The following is a 17822-nucleotide window of genomic DNA, read 5'->3' on the forward strand; positions in this document are numbered from 1 at the left end:
ATGGTCAGCGATTCACAAGACGAACGTCGCTGGCGCGGTGGCGGGGCAGGCGCCATAGTTTTGTTCCCGCGGCCGACATTGCCCGCCCAGAACAAGACAGAGACTGGCCATGACCAAGACTCTCCATCACCGTGCGTGCCATCTGTGTGAAGCCATTTGCGGCTTGACCATCGAAACCACCGAGGCGGAAGCCGGCAACCTGCAGATCACGTCGATCAAGGGTGATCCGCTGGATACGTTCAGTCGCGGACACATCTGCCCCAAGGCAGTCGCCCTGCAAGATATCCAGAATGATCCCGATCGCCTGCATCAACCGATGCGGCGGGTGGGCAGTGAATGGCAGCCGATCGAGTGGGAGGACGCCTTCAATCTTGTCGCCGAACGGCTGGCAGCGATCCAGGAACGACATGGGCAAAACGCGGTGGCGGTTTATCAGGGAAACCCCAGTGTGCACAACTACGGGCTGATGACCCACAGCAACTACTTTCTCGGCCTGCTGAAAACCCGCAACCGGTTTTCCGCGACGTCGGTTGACCAACTGCCTCATCACCTGACCAGCCATTTGATGTACGGCCACGGTTTGTTGCTGCCGATTCCGGACATCGATCACACCGACTTCATGTTGATCCTCGGCGGTAATCCGCTGGCCTCCAACGGCAGCATCATGACCGTGCCCGATGTTGAAAAACGCTTGAAAGCCATTCAGGCCAGGGGCGGCAAAGTGGTGGTGGTCGATCCGCGACGCAGCGAAACGGCAGCGATCGCCGATCAGCATCTGTTTGTGCGTCCTGGCGGCGATGCGGCGTTGTTGTTTGGCCTGCTCAATACGTTATTCGCGGAAGGCCTGACCCGCGACAGTCACTTGCCTGTGGACGGTCTGGACGAGGTGCGCGGGGCAATCGCGACATTCAGCGCCGAGTCCATGAGCCCATTGTGCGCGGTGCCGGCCGAACAGATCCGCCAACTGGCACGGGACTTCGCCGCTGCGCCAAGCGCGGTTTGCTACGGTCGCATGGGCGTCTCGACCCAGGCGTTCGGCACGCTTTGTCACTGGCTGGTGCAGTTGATCAACCTGGTCACCGGTAACCTCGATCGCGTGGGTGGTGCGTTGTGCACTGAGCCGGCGGTGGATCTGGTGGCCTCGACCTCGGGCGGGCATTTCAATCTGTGGCAGAGCCGGGTTTCCGGTCGTCCGGAGTACGCCGGTGAGCTGCCGGTGTCGGCGTTGGCCGAAGAAATGCTGACCGAGGGGGAAGGGCAGGTTCGCGCACTCATCACCGTGGCGGGTAATCCCGTGTTGTCGACACCCAATGGTCGACAGCTGGAGCAGGCGCTGGATGGCCTGGAATTCATGGTCAGTGTTGACCTGTACATCAATGAAACCACGCGCTACGCCGACCTGATCCTGCCGTCCACTTCGGCACTGGAAAACGATCACTACGATACGACCTTCAACATGTTTGCCGTGCGCAATGTCAGTCGCTTCAATCGGGCGATTCTGCCCAAACCCGAAGGCGCGCTGCATGACTGGGAGATTTTCGTTGGGCTGGCCAAGGCCTTTGCCGCGAAGACCGGCAAGGAGCTGAAACCGACCATCGCGCCGGCGCAGATGATTGATCGTGGATTGCGCATGGGCCAGTACGGCGACGCATCGGAGCAAAAACTGTCGCTGGCGACGCTGTTCGATCATCCTCACGGCGTTGATCTGGGCGCGTTGAAAGCCAATCTGGCGCCACGTCTTAAAACCGCCAATCAGCGGGTTCAAGCTGCACCTGCCGCGATTCTTGCCGATCTGACGCGCTTTGCCGCACTCCAGGCGCCGGCGGCTGATGAGTTGCTGATGATCGGCCGTCGCCATGTGCGCAGTAACAACTCGTGGATGCACAACTATCATCGTCTGGTGAAGGGCAAACCGCGCCATCAGCTGTTGATGCACCCCGATGACCTGGTCAGCCGGGGCTTGAGTGACGGGCAACGGGTGCGGGTCAGTTCACGGGTCGGGGTGATCGAGGTGGAAGTACTCGGCAGCCTGGATATGATGAAAGGCGTGGTCAGTCTTCCGCACGGTTGGGGTCATGCGCGCCCGGGTGTGCAAATGACCATTGCCAGTGGCCAGCCGGGGTCCAGTGCCAACGACCTGACTGACGAGTGTCAGCTCGATGAGTTGTCCGGCAACGCAGCGCTCAATGGCGTTCCGGTGACTGTGGCGGCTGCCTGATCGTATCTGACGGAGAGACCGAGCAGCGCGCTCGGCTTTCCGTTACAATGCGCCACCGTGCCGACCCATGAGTCGGAAAGTTCAGCCGAGGTGCTCCATGGATATCATCGAAACGATTAAAGAGCAGATTGCCAACAACACCATTCTGCTTTACATGAAAGGCTCGCCGAATGCCCCGCAGTGCGGCTTCTCCGCTAAAGCCGCGCAGGCCGTGATGGCATGTGGCGAAAAGTTTGCGTACGTGGACATCCTGCAGAACCCGGAAATCCGCGCCAACCTGCCAAAATACGCCAACTGGCCAACCTTCCCGCAACTGTGGGTCGGTGGTGAGTTGGTCGGCGGTAGCGACATCATGACCGAGATGGCTGCAGACGGTTCGCTGCAAACCACCATCAAGGCTGCTGTTGAAGCGGCTGCTGCCAACAAAAGCGAAGCCTGATTCGCGAGCTCCCCTGCAGGCGCTACCGAAGGCTGCGATCTTTTGATCTTCAGCAACTAAAAAGCCCCGCCACTCGAAAGAGGGGCGGGGCTTTTTATTGGATTCTTACTCGTCTTCGCCCATCTGCGATTGCAGATAGTTTTCCAGACCAATCTTGTCGATCAGGCCCAGTTGGGTTTCCAGCCAGTCGATATGTTCTTCTTCGGACTCAAGGATGTCTTCGAGCAGTTCACGGCTACCGAAGTCGCCGACTTTCTCGCAGTGCGCGATGGCTACTTTGAGATCGGCATGGCCGGTTTTCTCGATACGCAGGTCGCACTCAAGCATTTCCTTGGTGTGCTCGCCGATGTGCAGCTTGCCCAGGTCCTGCACGTTGGGCAGGCCTTCGAGGAACAGGATGCGCTTGATCAGCTTGTCCGCGTGCTTCATCTCGTCGATGGATTCGTGATACTCGTGTTTGCCGAGCTTGTTCAGACCCCAATCTTCATACATCCGCGCGTGCAGAAAGTATTGATTGATCGCGACCAGCTCATTGGCAAGGATCTTGTTGAGATGCTGGATGACTGTAATGTCGCCTTTCATGATGGGGTCCTGCCCTGTATTAGCTGTCTATAAGGCGGAGTTTGAGCCGCACAACTAAGAGTGTCAAACCTAAGTTATTGAATAATATATTAAAATTAATCGGAATAAGAATGTTTGTGTTCCGCGTCTAGGGTCTAACTAGTTGATTTACTGGCATAAAAAAACCGGACATAAGTCCGGTTTTTTGGATTTGGATTAATTCAGGCCGCTGTAAATTCTGCAGGATAAGGAATCGCGGCTTGGGCCGTCTGCAATTCCATCAGGGTTTCGCGGACCACTTCCTTGGCAAGGCAGGCACATTTGCCGCATTGACTGGCAACGCCGGTGGCCAAACGGACTTCTTTGTAGCTGCAGCATCCTTCATAGATCGCATCGCGGATTTTACCGTCGGTGACGCCAGTGCAGAGGCAAACATACATAAGAGAAGACCGTCGCTTGTTTATGTCTCGAATGCGATGGATCTTAATGTTAACGAGAATGATTGTCAAAGTGCTTTGAGGGGGCATTTCCTCAAGCCTGACGAACGGTTTTCCTCTGCCGCGCAGGGGCTGATTTTGCTGCAGCGATTTTACCTCTGCGGGAAAAACCGTTGAGGACAGGCCAAACACGCAGTGTATGATGGCCGGTCTTTGCGCAACGGGTTTGTGTCACAGGGCTGTCGCTTGAGGGTGGCAGGCTGGCGCAAACCTTGTTTTTCACGTTTCTACACCAGGAGATATCCAATGAGCGTACTCGTAGGCAAACAAGCCCCTGACTTCACCGTACCGGCTGTACTCGGCAATGGCGAAATCGTAGACAGCTTCACCCTGTCGTCGGCCATCAAAGGCAAATACGGCCTGGTGTTCTTCTACCCACTGGACTTCACCTTCGTTTGCCCGTCGGAGCTGATCGCTCTGGACAACCGCATGTCTGAGTTCAAGGCACGCAACGTTGAAGTGGTCGCGGTTTCGATCGACTCGCACTTCACCCACAACGCCTGGCGCAACACCCCGGTCAACAATGGCGGTATCGGCGAAGTCCGTTACACCATGGCTGCCGACATCAAGCAGGAAATCATGAAGGCTTACGACGTTCAGTCCGCTGACGGCGTTGCGTTCCGTGGCGCGTTCCTGATCGACGACAAAGGCGTGGTCCGTTCGCAGATCATCAACGACCTGCCGCTGGGCCGTAACATGGAAGAGCTGCTGCGTCTGGTCGACGCTCTGCAATTCCACGAAGAGCACGGCGAAGTTTGCCCTGCCAACTGGAAAAAAGGCGACAAAGGCATGAACGCTTCGCCAGAAGGCGTTGCTGCTTACCTGACCGAGCACGCTGCCGCACTGTAAGGCACGCTCCAGGTACAAAAAAACCGGCCCCAGGGCCGGTTTTTTCATGCGCGGAATATCTCCTGCAGGGGCGTGTTACCTCTAGGCGCCGGCACCCACTTCAGTCGTCGAAATCTTCCCAGCCGCCCATTTGCTTCCAGCGATTGACGATGCCGCAGAACAGCTCGGCCGTCTTCTCGGTGTCATAGCGAGCCGAGTGAGCCTCGCGACCGTCGAAGTCGATATCCGCTGCCTGGCAAGCCTTGGCCAGTACGGTTTGACCATAGGCCAGACCGGCGAGGGTCGCCGTGTCGAAGCTGGAGAAAGGGTGAAACGGATTGCGCTTCATGTCCATGCGCGCGACGGCGGCGTTGAGGAAGCCCAGGTCGAAGCTGCTGTTGTGCCCGACCAGAATCGCCCGCTTGCAGCCGTTGGCCTTGAGCGCCTTGCGCACGCCGCGGAAGATGTCGTTCAGGGCTGTTTCTTCACTCACCGCCATGCGCAGTGGGTGATCGAGCTTGATTCCGGTGAACTCCAGCGCCGCCGCCTCGACGTTCGCGCCTTCAAAAGGCTCAACCCGGAAGAAGTAGGTGTGATCCGGGTAAACAAAACCCTTTTCATCCATGGCGATGGTGGTCGCGGCGATTTCCAGCAGGGCGTCGGTGGCCGAGTTGAAGCCACCGGTTTCTACGTCGACGACAACGGGCAGGTAGCCACGAAACCGTGCGGCCATCGGGTGACGGGAACCGCCGCCACCGCCTTGACCTTCCTGTTCATCGTCGAAATGGTCTTCACTCACGCGTGTTCCTCCAGCAGGCGCCAGCGCAGTTTTTCACCGGCGCGCAGCGGGATAACGGTCAGCTCGCCAAACGGCAGGCTGGTCGGGGCAGTCCATTCTTCGCGGACCAGGGTGATGCGATCTGTGTTTGCCGGCAGGCCGTAGAAACGCGGGCCGTTGAGGCTGGCGAAGGCTTCGAGTTTGTCCAGCGCATTGCGCTGTTCGAACGCTTCGGCGTACATCTCGATCGCGGCATAGGCGGTGTAGCAGCCTGCGCAACCGCAGGCGGCTTCCTTGGCATGCTGGGCGTGGGGGGCCGAATCGGTACCGAGGAAGAACTTCTCGCTGCCGCTGGTGGCGGCGTCGAGCAGGGCTTCCTGGTGCGTGTTGCGCTTGAGGATCGGCAGGCAATAGAAGTGCGGCCGAATCCCGCCCACCAGCATGTGGTTGCGGTTGTACAGCAGATGATGTGCGGTGATGGTCGCGCCAACGTTGGCCGGGGCCGAGTTGACGAACTGCACGGCGTCAGCGGTGGTGATGTGCTCGAACACCACTTTGAGCGTCGGGAAACGCTCGACCACGCGACGCATGTGCTCATCGATGAAGATTTTTTCGCGGTCGAAGACGTCGACATCGCCGCGGGTGACCTCACCGTGGATCAACAAAGGCATCCCGACTTCGGCCATGGCCTCGATTGCCGGGAAAATCTTGTCGATGCTGGTGACGCCAGAGTCCGAGTTGGTAGTCGCGCCGGCCGGGTACAGCTTGGCGGCGTGAACGAAACCGCTGGCCTTGGCCTCGCGAATTTCCTCAGGCAGGGTGCGGTCGGTGAGGTACAGGACCATCAGCGGTTCGAACGGGCTGCCAGCCGGGCGGGCAGCGAGAATCCGCTGGCGATAGCCGTCGGCTTCAGCCGCATTGCGGACCGGAGGGACCAGGTTAGGCATGATGATGGCGCGACCAAAGGTGCGCGCGACATCCGCAACGGTATTGGTCAACACGGCACCATCGCGAAGATGAATGTGCCAGTCGTCGGGACGCAGCAGGGTCAGGCGGTCGGACATGAGGGGATTCCAGGCGGGTCAAACTGAGGGGAATGCTACCGGAAAAGACTCTTGCAGGCACTCGCTATCAAGTTTTGCAGGAAGCTTCCGATATCCAACAGGTATGCCGTAAACATCTGTGTGTCGGTCTTTTAGTTGTCGAAGCCAGTGGAGCCTCCCGTGCGCCAGCGTTATTTAGCCTTGCTCAGTGTGTTTGCCAGCCTTCCTGCGATGGCCATCACTTTCCAGACACGTCTGGAGAGCATTGAGTGGACGGTCGAAGGTGACAAGTTCGAGTGCCGCTTGACCCAGCCGATCACCGATTTCGGCTCGGGACAATTCGTGCGCCGCGCGGGCGAGCAGGCGACGTTTCGTCTGAATGCCTATAACGCGATGCCGGGCGGTGGCTCGGCCACGCTGTTGGCGGCGGCTGCGCCGTGGCAACCGGGGCGTGGTGACATCAATCTGGGCTCGGTGCGGGTCGGCAGTGGCAACGTACTGTTCAACAGTTCGCAAGTGCAGGCCGGACGGCTGATCAGCGGTCTGATTGACGGTCGCAGCCCGGTGGTGCGGCAGTCTTCGGGGGATGGCCGGGTCTCGGAAGTGCGCTTGTTGCCGGTCAGGTTCAACAAGGCGTTCGCCGATTATCAGGGCTGTGTGGCCAAGTTGTTGCCGCAGAATTTCGATCAGGTGAAACAATCGGAAGTCGGCTTCCCTGGCGGCGGTATAGATCTGGATGCGGCGGCAAAAGCCAAGCTGCAGGTGATGCTGGAGTACATGAAGGCTGATCCGACGGTTAACCACATTGAGCTCGACGGCCATTCCGACAACAGCGGCAACCGCCTGAGCAATCGCGACCTGTCGCGGCGTCGTGCCCTGGCCGTAATGGAATTCTTCAAGGCCAACGGGATTCTGGAATCGCAGATCACCATGCGCTTCCATGGCGAGCGATATCCGCTGGCGCCCAATATCAACAACGCCAACCGAGCGAAAAACCGTCGTGTGGCCATACGCCTGGAGCGCGGTGCGCCCCCCGAGCAGGTGGCGCCTCAAGCCGTAAAACCGGCCACTTCGGCAACATCCTGACTTAGCGGTCATCGTCGCGCTCTCGACATAATCTGTCGCTTCGTCGTCATAAGCTGTCGCGCCACTGTAAATTATCCTGCATGAGCGGTAGACTTCCCGGCTTTCCGTAGAACCCCGTGGAGTGATGGCATGGCGGACGTAAACAAGGTCGTTCTGGCGTATTCCGGCGGCCTGGACACTTCGGTGATCCTCAAGTGGCTGCAGGATACTTATAACTGTGAAGTGGTGACCTTCACCGCTGACCTGGGTCAGGGCGAAGAGGTCGAACCTGCACGCGCCAAGGCTCAGGCCATGGGCGTCAAAGAAATCTACATTGACGACCTGCGCGAAGAGTTCGTACGCGATTTCGTATTCCCGATGTTCCGCGCCAACACCGTTTACGAAGGCGAGTACCTGCTGGGTACTTCCATCGCACGTCCGCTGATCGCCAAGCGTCTGATTGAAATTGCCAACGAAACCGGCGCTGACGCCATTTCCCACGGCGCTACCGGCAAAGGCAACGACCAGGTTCGTTTCGAACTGGGCGCGTACGCCTTGAAGCCAGGCGTGAAAGTGATTGCTCCATGGCGCGAGTGGGACCTGCTGTCCCGCGAGAAGCTGATGGATTATGCCGAGAAGCATGCAATCCCTATCGAGCGCCACGGCAAGAAAAAATCCCCGTACTCGATGGATGCCAACCTGCTGCACATCTCCTATGAAGGCGGCGTGCTGGAAGACACCTGGACCGAGCACGAAGAAGACATGTGGCGCTGGACTGTCTCCCCGGAGAAGGCTCCTGACAAGCCGCAGTACCTGGAACTGACCTACCGCAACGGCGACATCGTGGCACTGGACGGCGTCGAAATGACCCCGGCCACCGTGTTGGCGACGCTGAACCGTATCGGTGGCGAACACGGCATCGGTCGTCTCGACATCGTCGAGAACCGTTACGTGGGCATGAAGTCCCGTGGCTGCTACGAAACCCCTGGCGGCACCATCATGCTGCGCGCCCACCGTGCGATCGAGTCGATCACCCTGGACCGCGAAGTCGCTCACCTCAAAGACGAGCTGATGCCCAAGTACGCCAGCCTGATCTACACCGGTTACTGGTGGAGCCCTGAGCGTCTGATGCTGCAACAGATGATCGATGCGTCCCAGGCTCACGTGAACGGTGTCGTTCGCCTGAAGCTGTACAAGGGCAACGTGATCGTCACCGGTCGCAAGTCCGATGAGTCGCTGTTCGACGCCAACATTGCCACCTTCGAAGAAGATGGTGGCGCCTACAACCAGGCCGACGCGGCGGGCTTCATCAAGCTCAACGCCCTGCGGATGCGCATTGCGGCGAACAAGGGTCGCAAGCTGTTCTGAGACCTTTGAGCCGGTAATGAATTTGTGGCCTCCTCATTGAGGAGGCCACAAATTTGAAAAAAGGCTTGTTCCAACTGATCGTTCAATAACACGATTTTTTCGTTACCTGCTGGTTACCTCCCTCCGTGACATCACCGTCGAGTGGTGTACGTCAGTGGCAAGTTCTGATGACTGTCACTTTCTGTGAACTCAAATTGTAAATAGCAAAAAAAGTAGCGCTGCTGCGTTTGCTGGCCTGTCTGGACAGGTTGAATGCGCTTTCCTTGAGCCATTTTTCCGATTTTGAGTCTGCGATAAATAAGATTACGTGAAGTTGTTTTTCGCGCGATTTTTGTATTTCCGGGCACAAGGCGCCGAGTTCGGACCTTTTGTGAATATGGCGTGCATCAATGATGCGCAGATCGCTTGCTGATTCGGGCAACTGAACACCTTGTTCGCCAAAGAAATCCATCCAGGTGGCGTTCTCGTCCGGTGGAGCCTGTGCGGTAGGGGGGCGGGACGCCTGACGAACGTCTGCTGATTCATTTTCCCGGTGTTCCATATCACCAAGAACCTCTATGAAGTGCTCGCCCTTTTCATAGTCGGAAGGTGCGTACAGCGACCGGTAGTTGAAGTTGAGTGTGGCAAAGAAAAGAAGCAGTAAATAAAAAGGAAAGGAAATTAAAAACCATATGTAGATTTCCCTTTCCTTGTTATCCAGGAAAGGTAATGTAATCGCTGCTGAAGTTTCAGACAGGGTTGCGAATATCGCGATAACGGTGATGGGGTTTACAATTTTTTCTTTGGGTTTTTTCATGTGTTTTACTCATTTTTATTTGTCTTTTCTCTAGTGATTAAGGTTTTTGAGTTTTGTTATTGTTAAGCTTTGGTTGCTTTTGAAGTCGGGTTGCTGTTTTGTCCATTGCTCCTTGTTTTCCGGATTTATCAAAATATACCCTGATTGTATCTATTTGGGTGTCCTGTTTTTAATCATTGCTCAAGTTCTGTTTTTTTCTGTAAGAGTGAGTTGAACTTGTTGTGTGATATTTCTCTTGTCAGCGATGGGCATTGAAAACGGTTGTTACTTTCGGGGGGGAATAGAGTTCAGGAAGTGCGCCGGGTATGAAGACGAGGGAGATGTCGCTGTTGTTTGTTATAAACTGAAACAAAAAAACACCGTGAAAACGGGTGTGCTCGACGCTGATACAGTTTTCCAATCGCAGAGTTCTAGGGTTTTTTGTAAGACTAATCCGCGTTGTTTGTAGGGAATGTCTTTCGCTGTAGGTGTCCGGGGGACGCGGTGTGCCATGGGGGAAACGACTAGGCTATTGTGCTGGCTCTAAAAATTCGAACAGCGAAAATTGGACTTGCCCATGAATAAAGTGCTGATCGTGGATGATCACCCCGTCATTCGTCTTGCGGTACGTATGCTGATGGAACGTCATGGCTACGAAGTCGTTGCTGAAACAGACAATGGTGTGGATGCATTACAACTTGCCCGTGAACAAATGCCGGATATTGTCATTCTGGATATTGGAATACCGAAACTCGATGGCCTGGAAGTTATCGCACGATTGAGTTCGGCAGCACTGCCGATGAAAGTGTTGATATTGACCTCTCAGGCACCTGGGCATTTCTCCATGCGATGCATGCAATCCGGCGCCGCAGGGTATGTTTGCAAACAGCAGGACCTGACGGAGTTGCTCAGTGCAATAAAGGCAGTGCTGTCGGGTTACAGTTACTTTCCCAATCAAGCGTTGCACACCGTGCGGGCCAGTCTTGGGAACGCCAGTGAAGCCGAGATGGTAGATCGCCTGTCGGGGCGGGAGATGATGGTTCTGCAGCAGTTGGCCAGAGGCAAGACCAACAAGGAGATTGCCGATGGAATGTTCCTCAGCAACAAAACCGTGAGTACTTACAAGACACGGCTGTTATTAAAGCTGAACGCACGCTCTTTGGTTGACCTGATCGAACTGGCTCAGCGCAATGGACTTGTCTGATCCCGGTGTTGACGATGCACGATAAGCGGGCACTTATCACGGTTCAGCACAAAGTAAAAAGCCTCCGTTTCGGGAGGCTTTTAGATGTCATAAGTCAAAATCGTAATCGGCCAATTGCTTTTGCAGTCGGCGCTCCTCCAGCAGATTGTCGATGGTACGGCGTTTGCTCAGGTTGGTTTTGGCTACTTCGACCACCGGCTCGGCGTCATCAGCCTCAACGGGGGTGAAGTCGTCTTCTATGTCCAATTGCTCTTTGCCAGTGCTCATTTAGTTACTCCAGGCTAAGAAGGCCTTTGGGGCTCCTTATATCGACAATCCTCTGGCGGGTAAAAAAGATTTTTTCAATCGATGAATCAATAAACCTAATAGAGCCTCAATCGTCGGAGGTCTTGTGCTTGTATTCGCACAAATCTTCGATACGGCAACTGCCGCAACGTGGCTTGCGGGCCAGGCAGACGTAGCGCCCGTGCAGGATCAGCCAGTGATGGGAATCGAGCAGGTATTGTTTGGGCACGAACTTCATCAGCTTGTGTTCGACTTCAACGACATTCTTGCCAGGCGCAATGCCGGTGCGGTTGCTGACCCGGAAAATATGGGTGTCCACCGCCATGGTCAGCTGCCGGAATGCAGTATTGAGCACAACGTTGGCAGTCTTGCGGCCTACGCCGGGCAAGGCTTCCAGTTCCTCTCGGGTTTGCGGCACTTCACCTGCGTGGCGTTCGACCAGCAAGCGGCAGGTCTCGATGACGTTTTTCGCCTTGCTGTTGAACAGGCCTATGGTCTTGATGTACTCCGACAACCCTTCAACGCCCAGCGCGTGGATCGCGGCAGGGGTGTTGGCGACCGGAAACAGTTTTGCCGTGGCTTTGTTAACCCCGACATCGGTCGATTGCGCCGAAAGAATGACCGCGATCAGCAATTCGAACGGCGAGGAGTAAGCCAGTTCGGTTTTTGGTTCCGGGTTGTCTTCATGCAGCCTGCGAAATATTTCCAGACGTTTTGCAGCATTCATGGGCAGTGCGTTTCCTCGAAGGCGGTCAGTGTGAAGGTGTCGGGCGATGCCAGGCTTGCCATGCGGCGATCAGCAGTCCCAGGAGAATAAAGCCGCCGGGGGTCAGTGTAGCCAGACGCAAACCGCCGTCGGCGGTCAGCACCCAGCCCTGCCATTGTGCTTTTGTCGTAGCCAGCAACCACGACAGGTGATTGCCAAGTGTCCCGTAACCAATGAGTTCACGCAGCAGGCCGAGGCCCACCATCAAGCCACCGAACAGCCCATACAAACGCAGGCGGGCTCGCCAGCTGTTCTGAAAGAACTCGTTTTGCTCCAGCACGACACATTGCAAAGCGAGCAACGCGGCATAGATGCCTGTCTGCTGATGCCACTGCAGGGACCACATTTGCGCGCCGAGTTCTGCACAACTGGTCAGCGTCGCTGCGAGCAATACGCTTGCCCACAAACGTGTCGCCGCAAGCAAGCGTGGTCGCAAGGCATTCATGGCCAGGCCGAACGCGGTAATCACCCCAACGAACATCAGCCACAGGCCCAGTGCATTCACCAGTGAGCCGGTAGCGCCAATGAGTGGCGTCAGCATCAATGAGCACGGCAGTAATGATGATTTACTCATGGGGGGCGCTCCCGAGCAGTTTTTGCCGATGATCATCAAAGTAGCGCAGTGCGTCGTGGGTGGCGTTGATCACCGCTCTGGAGGTGATGGTTGCTCCCGCCATCTGATCGAATTGTCCGCGATCCTTTTTCAAGGCCCAGCCTTTATCGTCAGGATTGGAACGAGACTTGCCGGTAAAGGTTTCAAGCCAGGTGTTGGGCCAGTCGGCGATTCGCGCACCGAGCCCAGGGGTTTCCGTTTGCTTGAGGGTTTTGACACCGATCAACCTGGCGTTTTCGTCGATGGCAATCAGCAGAACGATGGCTCCTGCGTAACCCGGAGTCTGGCTGCGCAGCAATACGGCATAGGGTTTTCCGGCCTTTGTCGCTCGAAAGCCGGCCAGCAGGGTGCTGTTGCCCAGCGCGGTGTTTTCGAGCGTTAACGGCTGTTCCAGAGGCTGATTGTCGTAGCTGTCGGGGGGGAGCAGGTCAAGCAGGTTGCGACTGTCGATCAAGCGCTGCTCGGCGGCGATACGCGGCGCGCTGCTGTGTTGCGCGAGATAGGTCATGCCTGCGCCAAACGCGCCCAGCAAAATCAGGATCGCAATGCTCGACGCACGATTCATGATGCGCTGCGCTCCTGTCTGGCGACAGCAAACCTCTCCAGCGCGGGGACGCAGAGGTTCATCAACAACACGGCAAACGCCACGCCGTCCGGATAGCCACCCCATGTGCGAATCAGGTATGTCAGCAGCCCGACGCCGATGCCGAATAACAGGCGCGCTACGGGGCTTTTCCCGCCTGATACCGGTTCCGTCACAATGAAAAATGCTCCCAGCATGGTTGCACCGGTGAGCAGGTGAAACAACGGTGAGCCGTGGGAGTCGGAGCCCGTTCCGTTCCAGAACAGCAGGCTGATAATGAACAGGCTCGCCAGCATGCCGACCGGTGCATGCCAGCTGAACACTTTTCGTTGCAGCAGAAATGCACCACCGGCAAGGAATGCCAGGTTTACCCATTCCACACCGCGACCGCCGAAGTGACCAAACGCCGGGTTCGCCGAAAACAGTTCGTCCATCGTCAGGCTTTTATTGATCCGCAGGCTGTCCAGCGCCGTGGCGCGGACCCACGCGTCGGGTGTCTGTCCGAAGCCAAAGATCTGTTGCAAACCACTCATTAGATCCATCCCGTGGGATGACGGCCAATGGGTCATGTGTTGAGGAAAGGTCACCAGCACCAGCGCAAAGCCAAGCATCGCCGGATTGAACGGATTTGATCCGACACCGCCATACAAGTGCTTGCCGAACACCATCGCGCACGCGGCGGCACTGAGGGTCAGCCACCACGGACAATAGGGCGGCAGGGCGAGGGCCAGCAGCATCGCGCTGACTAAAGCGCTGCCGTCGCTCAAGCTTGCCCTGAGGGGGCGCTGGCGCAACCGCAACATCGCCGCTTCGACTGCCAGTGCCGCGACGCCGGCCAGAATCAGATTGATCAATACGCCCCAACCATACAGCCAGAACATCATCAGTGTTCCCGGCAGGGCGGCCAGCAGCACCAGTTTCATCGCCTGCTGCAGGCGATCGTCAACTGATTCAAGGGATGGCATAGGCTTGCACCTGACGTTCGGCCTCGCTGAGTGCACGCTGCAGGGTTTCGATCTGTTCGGCGGATGCTTCGCTGTTTTGAGCTTTTTTCAGTTCGGCGCGGCGCATGGCCAGCTGGATTTTTGCCCGTTTCAACTCGGCGTCCCGGGTCGGATCTGCCGGAGTTGCCGGGACCTGAACAGGGGCCGGCGGTGCAACGTTCTCCAGTTGCGCCAGGTTCCGTTCTGCCGCTTCGAACTGCTGTTGCAGGACGATGAGTTGCGATTGCTGTTCAAAGGTTGGCGGATGGCCGAAGGCTTTCAGCGATTTGTGCAACTGAGCCCGGCTCATCGCGACATCGATCCTGGCTTTTTTCAGCGCCGCATCGGCATTCGCCGCTTTCTGGGCGCGGACGCGTTCAAGGGCCGCTTGCACCGGGTCGAGTGCCGGTTCAATGGGGTGCGGCGCTCGCTGCAAGCGCGCCTGGCGATCGGCTGCTTTCTGTTCTTCTTCACGTTGCAAACGGGCGTTGCGTTGTTCGAACCGGCGACGTGCATGATCGCGTTTGGTGGCCCGGGCTCTTAGTTCATCAAGGCTGAACGCCAGCCCCCCCACAATCGGCAGGACCGAGCCCATGGGCAACGGGCGCATCTCGATGCAATCGACCGGGCACGGCGCCACGCAGAGATCGCAACCGGTGCATTCGTCGACGATCACCGTATGCATCAGTTTCGCCGCGCCGACGATGGCATCGACGGGACACGCCTGGATGCACTTGGTGCAGCCAATGCATTCGGCTTCGCGAATATAGGCAATCTGCGCCGGAGCCGAACCACGGCTCACGTCCAGTTCCAGCACCGGCACGTTCAGCAGTTGGGCCAGGGCGTTGATGGTTTCGCTGCCGCCCGGTGGGCACTTGTTGATCGGCTCGCCGCTGGCAATGCCTTCGGCGTACGGTTTGCATCCGGGATGGCCGCACTTGCCGCATTGCGTCTGAGGCAGGAGGGCGTCGATGCTGTGAATCAGACTCATGTTTTGATCAGTCCGCTGAATCCGAGAAAAGCCACTGCGATCAGTCCGGCGCCGATCAGATCGATCGGCAAGCCGCGAAAGGGCAGGGGAACATCGTTATCGAGTGTGCGCTGGCGCAGATCGTTGAAAAGACTCAGCACCAGCCAGAAACCCAGGCCCGCACTCAGGCTCAGGGCCATGGCATGGAAGAAGCCGTTGTCGTCCTGAGCGTTGATCAGCGTCACGCCCAGGACGCCGGCATTGCCCGCCATCAGCAGCCACAGGCCGTCGAAGGAAAGCTTGGGCAGCAACCGCGCAAGCAGTTTGAGCAGGGGGCTGATCAACAGCACGCTCAGCGGCAGGAACACGAACAGACGCAGGGCCGTCAGGTCCAGCGGCACCAGCAGCCAGTGGAACAGCGCATAGCCGGACACGCCTGCGATCAGCATCAGGCAGGTCGTCGCGATGCCCAGTGCGTGAACCTGTCGGCGCACGCTGCCCACCAGCGGATCGACGCCCAGCGGCCAGTGCAACACGAGGTTGTTGATCAGGGCAGCACTGATAAGCGTCAAAAGCGTTTCGGTCATGATCGTCCATATCCGATGCCGGATAACCCTGTAGGAGCCACACCTGAGGGATAGTATGGGCCAGACATGAAAATCCCACAGCCGCGCCAGGCACGACTGTGGGATCGGTTCAGCACGAGAATTTACTTGATGCGCTGACCTGGCTTGGCGCCGCTGTCAGGGCTGAGCAGGTAGATTTCTTCACCGCCAGGACCGGCCGCCATCACCATGCCTTCGGAGATGCCGAACTTCATTTTCCGTGGCTTGAGGTTGGCGATCATCATGGTCAGGCGACCATCGAGCCTGGACGGGTCCGGGTAAGCGCTCTTGATCCCGGAGAACACGTTGCGCTGCTCGTCACCGATGTCGAGGGTCAGGCGCAACAGCTTGTCGGCGCCTTCAACGTGTTCGGCCTTGACGATCAGTGCGACACGCAGATCCACGGCGGCGAAGGTGTCGAAGTCGATTTCCGGCGACAGCGGATCCTTGGCCAGTTCGCCATTGCCAGCCGGTGCGGCTGCGCCGGTGTCGGTCTGGCTAGCGGTCAGGTCTTCTTTCGAAGCGTCGGTCATGGCTTGCACTTTCACCGGATCGATACGGGTCATCAACGGCTTGAACTCGTTCAACTGATGGTTGGCGAGCAAGGTCGCGTGGTCGTTCCAGGTCAGCGGCGCAACGTTGAGGAACGCCTCGGCATCGGCAGCCAGAAGCGGCAGCACCGGCTTGAGGAAGATCACCAGTTGACGGAACAGGTTGACGCCCGTGGCGCAGATCGCCTGGACTTCATCCTGCTTGCCTTCCTGTTTGTTCAGCGACCACGGTGCCTTGTCGGCGATCCACGCGTTGGCGCGGTCGGCCAGGCCCATGATCTCGCGCATGGCGCGGGCGAAGTCGCGGGCTTCATAGGCGTCGGCGATGCTTGGCGCGGCGGCCAGGAAGGCTTCGGTCAGCTCCGGTGCGGCGTTGGTGTCGACCATCACGCCAGCATTGCCTTTATTGATGAAACCGGCGCAACGACTGGCGATGTTGACGACTTTGCCGACCAGGTCAGAGTTGACCTTCTGCACGAAGTCTTCGAGGTTCAGGTCGAGGTCGTCGACGCCACGGCCCAGTTTGGCCGCGTAGTAGTAGCGCAGATATTCCGGCGACAGGTGATCCAGGTAGGTCCGGGCCTTGATGAAGGTGCCACGGGACTTGGACATTTTCTGGCCGTTGACGGTCAGGTAGCCGTGCACGTTGATGCCGGTCGGCTTGCGGTAGCCCGCGCCTTCGAGCATCGCTGGCCAGAACAGGGCGTGGAAGTTGACGATGTCCTTGCCGATGAAGTGGTACAGCTCGGCGGTGGAATCCTTGCCCCAGAACGCGTCGAAGTCCAGCTCCGGCGTGCGGTTGCACAGGTTCTTGAAGCTCGCCATGTAGCCGATTGGCGCGTCCAGCCATACATAGAAGTACTTGCCAGGCTCGCCCGGAATTTCAAAGCCGAAGTACGGCGCATCGCGGGAGATGTCCCACTGTTGCAGGCCGGCGTCCAGCCATTCGGCGATCTTGTTAGCCACGGCGTCTTGCAGGGTGCCGCTGCGGGTCCAGGTTTGCAGCATTTCCTGGAAGTCCGGCAATTTGAAGAAGAAGTGCTGGGAATCCTTGAGCACCGGGGTGGCGCCGGAAATCGCCGACTTCGGATCTTTCAGGTCGGTCGGTGCGTAGGTCGCACCGCATTTTTCGCAGTTGTCGCCGTACTGGTCTTCGGTGCCGCATTTCGGGCAGGTGCCCTTGATGAAGCGGTCGGCCAGGAACATTTTCTTTTCCGGGTCGAAATACTGAGTGATCGAGCGTTGGGCGATGTGCCCGGCATCACGCAGTTTCAGGTAGATCTGGCTCGACAGCTCACGGTTTTCTTCGGCGTGAGTGGAGTGGAAATTGTCGAAGTCCACGAGGAAGTCGGCAAAGTCGGCGCTGTGTTCAGCCTGGACGTTGGCGATCAGTTGTTCCGGGGTGATGCCTTCTTTTTCCGCGCGCAGCATGATCGCCGAACCGTGGGCGTCGTCAGCGCAGACATAAATGCATTGGTTGCCGCGGTGCTTCTGGAAGCGCACCCACATATCGGTCTGGATGTATTCCAGCATATGGCCAAGGTGGATCGAACCATTGGCATAGGGCAGGGCGCTGGTGACGAGGATCTTGCGTGGCTCGGACATGGGGCTCGGCTACTTGATGAAACGGAGGTCGGCCACTATAAAGCGCCGGGAAAGATATTTCACCCCTGCAAATCGTTGCCGGACA

19 protein-coding genes are annotated in these 17822 nt (G+C 57.6%); 6 read left to right on the forward strand and 13 right to left on the reverse strand.

The annotated features are described in order from the left end of the window. The first annotated feature begins 109 nt into the window (after positions 1–109). Positions 110–2218, forward strand: a complete 2109-nt coding sequence (locus M5G20_RS19780; RefSeq protein ID WP_273920441.1) for a molybdopterin oxidoreductase family protein — start codon at positions 110–112, stop codon at positions 2216–2218. Positions 2219–2315: 97 nt separating this feature from the next. Then, positions 2316–2657, forward strand: a complete 342-nt coding sequence (gene grxD / locus M5G20_RS19785; protein ID WP_034149018.1) for a Grx4 family monothiol glutaredoxin — start codon at positions 2316–2318, stop codon at positions 2655–2657. 105 nt (positions 2658–2762) lie between these two features. On the opposite strand, the gene bfr is transcribed toward grxD, so the two are convergent. Beyond that, a complete protein-coding gene (gene bfr / locus M5G20_RS19790) occupies positions 2763–3239 on the reverse strand; it encodes a bacterioferritin (protein WP_273920442.1) in 477 nt (158 codons plus the stop codon). Positions 3240–3439: 200 nt separating this feature from the next. Beyond that, positions 3440–3658: a bacterioferritin-associated ferredoxin gene (locus tag M5G20_RS19795; protein WP_075945535.1), complete on the reverse strand. Its 219-nt coding sequence runs from the start codon at positions 3656–3658 to the stop codon at positions 3440–3442. A gap of 303 nt (positions 3659–3961) precedes the next feature. Here M5G20_RS19795 and M5G20_RS19800 point away from each other — a divergent pair, with 303 nt between their 5' ends. After that, the gene (locus tag M5G20_RS19800; RefSeq protein WP_007971324.1) at positions 3962–4564 is read left to right on the forward strand and encodes a peroxiredoxin; all 603 of its coding nucleotides are present in this window, start codon (positions 3962–3964) and stop codon (positions 4562–4564) included. Between the two features lie 100 nt (positions 4565–4664). Here M5G20_RS19800 and rnt read toward each other — a convergent pair whose 3' ends face one another. Further along, positions 4665–5342: a ribonuclease T gene (gene rnt, locus M5G20_RS19805; protein WP_150733783.1), complete on the reverse strand. Its 678-nt coding sequence runs from the start codon at positions 5340–5342 to the stop codon at positions 4665–4667. After that, on the reverse strand, positions 5339–6385 hold the full coding sequence (pyrC, locus tag M5G20_RS19810) for a dihydroorotase (RefSeq protein WP_150733782.1): 1047 nt from the start codon (positions 6383–6385) through the stop codon (positions 5339–5341). The genes rnt and pyrC overlap by 4 nt, the downstream gene beginning before the upstream one ends. Before the next feature lie 159 nt (positions 6386–6544). On the opposite strand from pyrC, the gene M5G20_RS19815 reads away from it, so the two are divergent. Further along, on the forward strand, positions 6545–7450 hold the full coding sequence (locus M5G20_RS19815; protein WP_273920443.1) for a flagellar protein MotY: 906 nt from the start codon (positions 6545–6547) through the stop codon (positions 7448–7450). 129 nt (positions 7451–7579) lie between these two features. Then, the gene (locus tag M5G20_RS19820; protein ID WP_020799894.1) at positions 7580–8797 is read left to right on the forward strand and encodes an argininosuccinate synthase; all 1218 of its coding nucleotides are present in this window, start codon (positions 7580–7582) and stop codon (positions 8795–8797) included. A 151-nt stretch (positions 8798–8948) separates the two neighbouring features. Here M5G20_RS19820 and M5G20_RS19825 read toward each other — a convergent pair whose 3' ends face one another. Then, positions 8949–9593: a hypothetical protein gene (locus M5G20_RS19825; protein WP_273920444.1), complete on the reverse strand. Its 645-nt coding sequence runs from the start codon at positions 9591–9593 to the stop codon at positions 8949–8951. A 556-nt stretch (positions 9594–10149) separates the two neighbouring features. On the opposite strand from M5G20_RS19825, the gene M5G20_RS19830 reads away from it, so the two are divergent. After that, positions 10150–10776 (forward strand): response regulator transcription factor, encoded by a 627-nt coding sequence (locus tag M5G20_RS19830; protein ID WP_075945531.1) that lies wholly within the window; start codon positions 10150–10152, stop codon positions 10774–10776. A gap of 87 nt (positions 10777–10863) precedes the next feature. On the opposite strand, the gene M5G20_RS19835 is transcribed toward M5G20_RS19830, so the two are convergent. The 8 genes from M5G20_RS19835 to metG form a co-directional block, all read right to left on the reverse strand. Continuing rightward, positions 10864–11043 (reverse strand): PA3496 family putative envelope integrity protein, encoded by a 180-nt coding sequence (locus M5G20_RS19835; protein WP_075945530.1) that lies wholly within the window; start codon positions 11041–11043, stop codon positions 10864–10866. A gap of 106 nt (positions 11044–11149) precedes the next feature. Next, a complete protein-coding gene (gene nth, locus M5G20_RS19840) occupies positions 11150–11788 on the reverse strand; it encodes an endonuclease III (protein WP_056853596.1) in 639 nt (212 codons plus the stop codon). 25 nt (positions 11789–11813) lie between these two features. Further along, positions 11814–12401 carry an Rnf-Nqr domain containing protein gene (locus M5G20_RS19845; protein ID WP_273920445.1) on the reverse strand — a complete coding sequence of 196 codons (588 nt, stop codon included), beginning with the start codon at positions 12399–12401 and terminating at the stop codon, positions 11814–11816. Beyond that, complete coding sequence (locus M5G20_RS19850) at positions 12394–13005, reverse strand: RnfABCDGE type electron transport complex subunit G (protein WP_273920446.1); 612 nt, start codon at positions 13003–13005, stop codon at positions 12394–12396. Before M5G20_RS19850 ends, M5G20_RS19845 begins: the two co-directional genes overlap by 8 nt. Continuing rightward, entirely contained in the window at positions 13002–13988 is a 987-nt protein-coding gene (locus M5G20_RS19855) for an RnfABCDGE type electron transport complex subunit D (protein ID WP_273920447.1), read from the reverse strand. The genes M5G20_RS19850 and M5G20_RS19855 overlap by 4 nt, the downstream gene beginning before the upstream one ends. Further along, positions 13975–14997: an electron transport complex subunit RsxB gene (gene rsxB / locus M5G20_RS19860; protein ID WP_273920448.1), complete on the reverse strand. Its 1023-nt coding sequence runs from the start codon at positions 14995–14997 to the stop codon at positions 13975–13977. Before rsxB ends, M5G20_RS19855 begins: the two co-directional genes overlap by 14 nt. Next, entirely contained in the window at positions 14994–15563 is a 570-nt protein-coding gene (locus M5G20_RS19865; protein ID WP_273920449.1) for an Rnf-Nqr domain containing protein, read from the reverse strand. The genes rsxB and M5G20_RS19865 overlap by 4 nt, the downstream gene beginning before the upstream one ends. Positions 15564–15685: 122 nt before the next feature. Then, entirely contained in the window at positions 15686–17737 is a 2052-nt protein-coding gene (gene metG / locus M5G20_RS19870) for a methionine--tRNA ligase (protein ID WP_273920450.1), read from the reverse strand. Positions 17738–17822 lie beyond the last annotated feature (85 nt).

Source organism: Pseudomonas sp. TNT2022 ID1044, from assembly GCF_028656895.1.
GTDB lineage: Bacteria > Pseudomonadota > Gammaproteobacteria > Pseudomonadales > Pseudomonadaceae > Aquipseudomonas > Aquipseudomonas reinekei.

Excerpts from the sequence above, each read along its gene's own strand:
- rsxB (WP_273920448.1), bottom strand. The coding sequence starts at position 14,997 with ATGAGTCTGATTCACAGCATCGACGCCCTCCTGCCTCAGACGCAATGC.
- M5G20_RS19835 (WP_075945530.1), bottom strand. The coding sequence starts at position 11,043 with ATGAGCACTGGCAAAGAGCAATTGGACATAGAAGACGACTTCACCCCC.
- M5G20_RS19800 (WP_007971324.1), top strand. The coding sequence starts at position 3,962 with ATGAGCGTACTCGTAGGCAAACAAGCCCCTGACTTCACCGTACCGGCT.
- M5G20_RS19830 (WP_075945531.1), top strand. The coding sequence starts at position 10,150 with ATGAATAAAGTGCTGATCGTGGATGATCACCCCGTCATTCGTCTTGCG.
- M5G20_RS19850 (WP_273920446.1), bottom strand. The coding sequence starts at position 13,005 with ATGAATCGTGCGTCGAGCATTGCGATCCTGATTTTGCTGGGCGCGTTT.
- pyrC (WP_150733782.1), bottom strand. The coding sequence starts at position 6,385 with ATGTCCGACCGCCTGACCCTGCTGCGTCCCGACGACTGGCACATTCAT.
- metG (WP_273920450.1), bottom strand. The coding sequence starts at position 17,737 with ATGTCCGAGCCACGCAAGATCCTCGTCACCAGCGCCCTGCCCTATGCC.
- M5G20_RS19865 (WP_273920449.1), bottom strand. The coding sequence starts at position 15,563 with ATGACCGAAACGCTTTTGACGCTTATCAGTGCTGCCCTGATCAACAAC.
- M5G20_RS19780 (WP_273920441.1), top strand. The coding sequence starts at position 110 with ATGACCAAGACTCTCCATCACCGTGCGTGCCATCTGTGTGAAGCCATT.
- nth (WP_056853596.1), bottom strand. The coding sequence starts at position 11,788 with ATGAATGCTGCAAAACGTCTGGAAATATTTCGCAGGCTGCATGAAGAC.
- M5G20_RS19825 (WP_273920444.1), bottom strand. The coding sequence starts at position 9,593 with ATGAAAAAACCCAAAGAAAAAATTGTAAACCCCATCACCGTTATCGCG.
- M5G20_RS19820 (WP_020799894.1), top strand. The coding sequence starts at position 7,580 with ATGGCGGACGTAAACAAGGTCGTTCTGGCGTATTCCGGCGGCCTGGAC.
- grxD (WP_034149018.1), top strand. The coding sequence starts at position 2,316 with ATGGATATCATCGAAACGATTAAAGAGCAGATTGCCAACAACACCATT.
- M5G20_RS19845 (WP_273920445.1), bottom strand. The coding sequence starts at position 12,401 with ATGAGTAAATCATCATTACTGCCGTGCTCATTGATGCTGACGCCACTC.
- bfr (WP_273920442.1), bottom strand. The coding sequence starts at position 3,239 with ATGAAAGGCGACATTACAGTCATCCAGCATCTCAACAAGATCCTTGCC.
- M5G20_RS19795 (WP_075945535.1), bottom strand. The coding sequence starts at position 3,658 with ATGTATGTTTGCCTCTGCACTGGCGTCACCGACGGTAAAATCCGCGAT.
- M5G20_RS19855 (WP_273920447.1), bottom strand. The coding sequence starts at position 13,988 with ATGCCATCCCTTGAATCAGTTGACGATCGCCTGCAGCAGGCGATGAAA.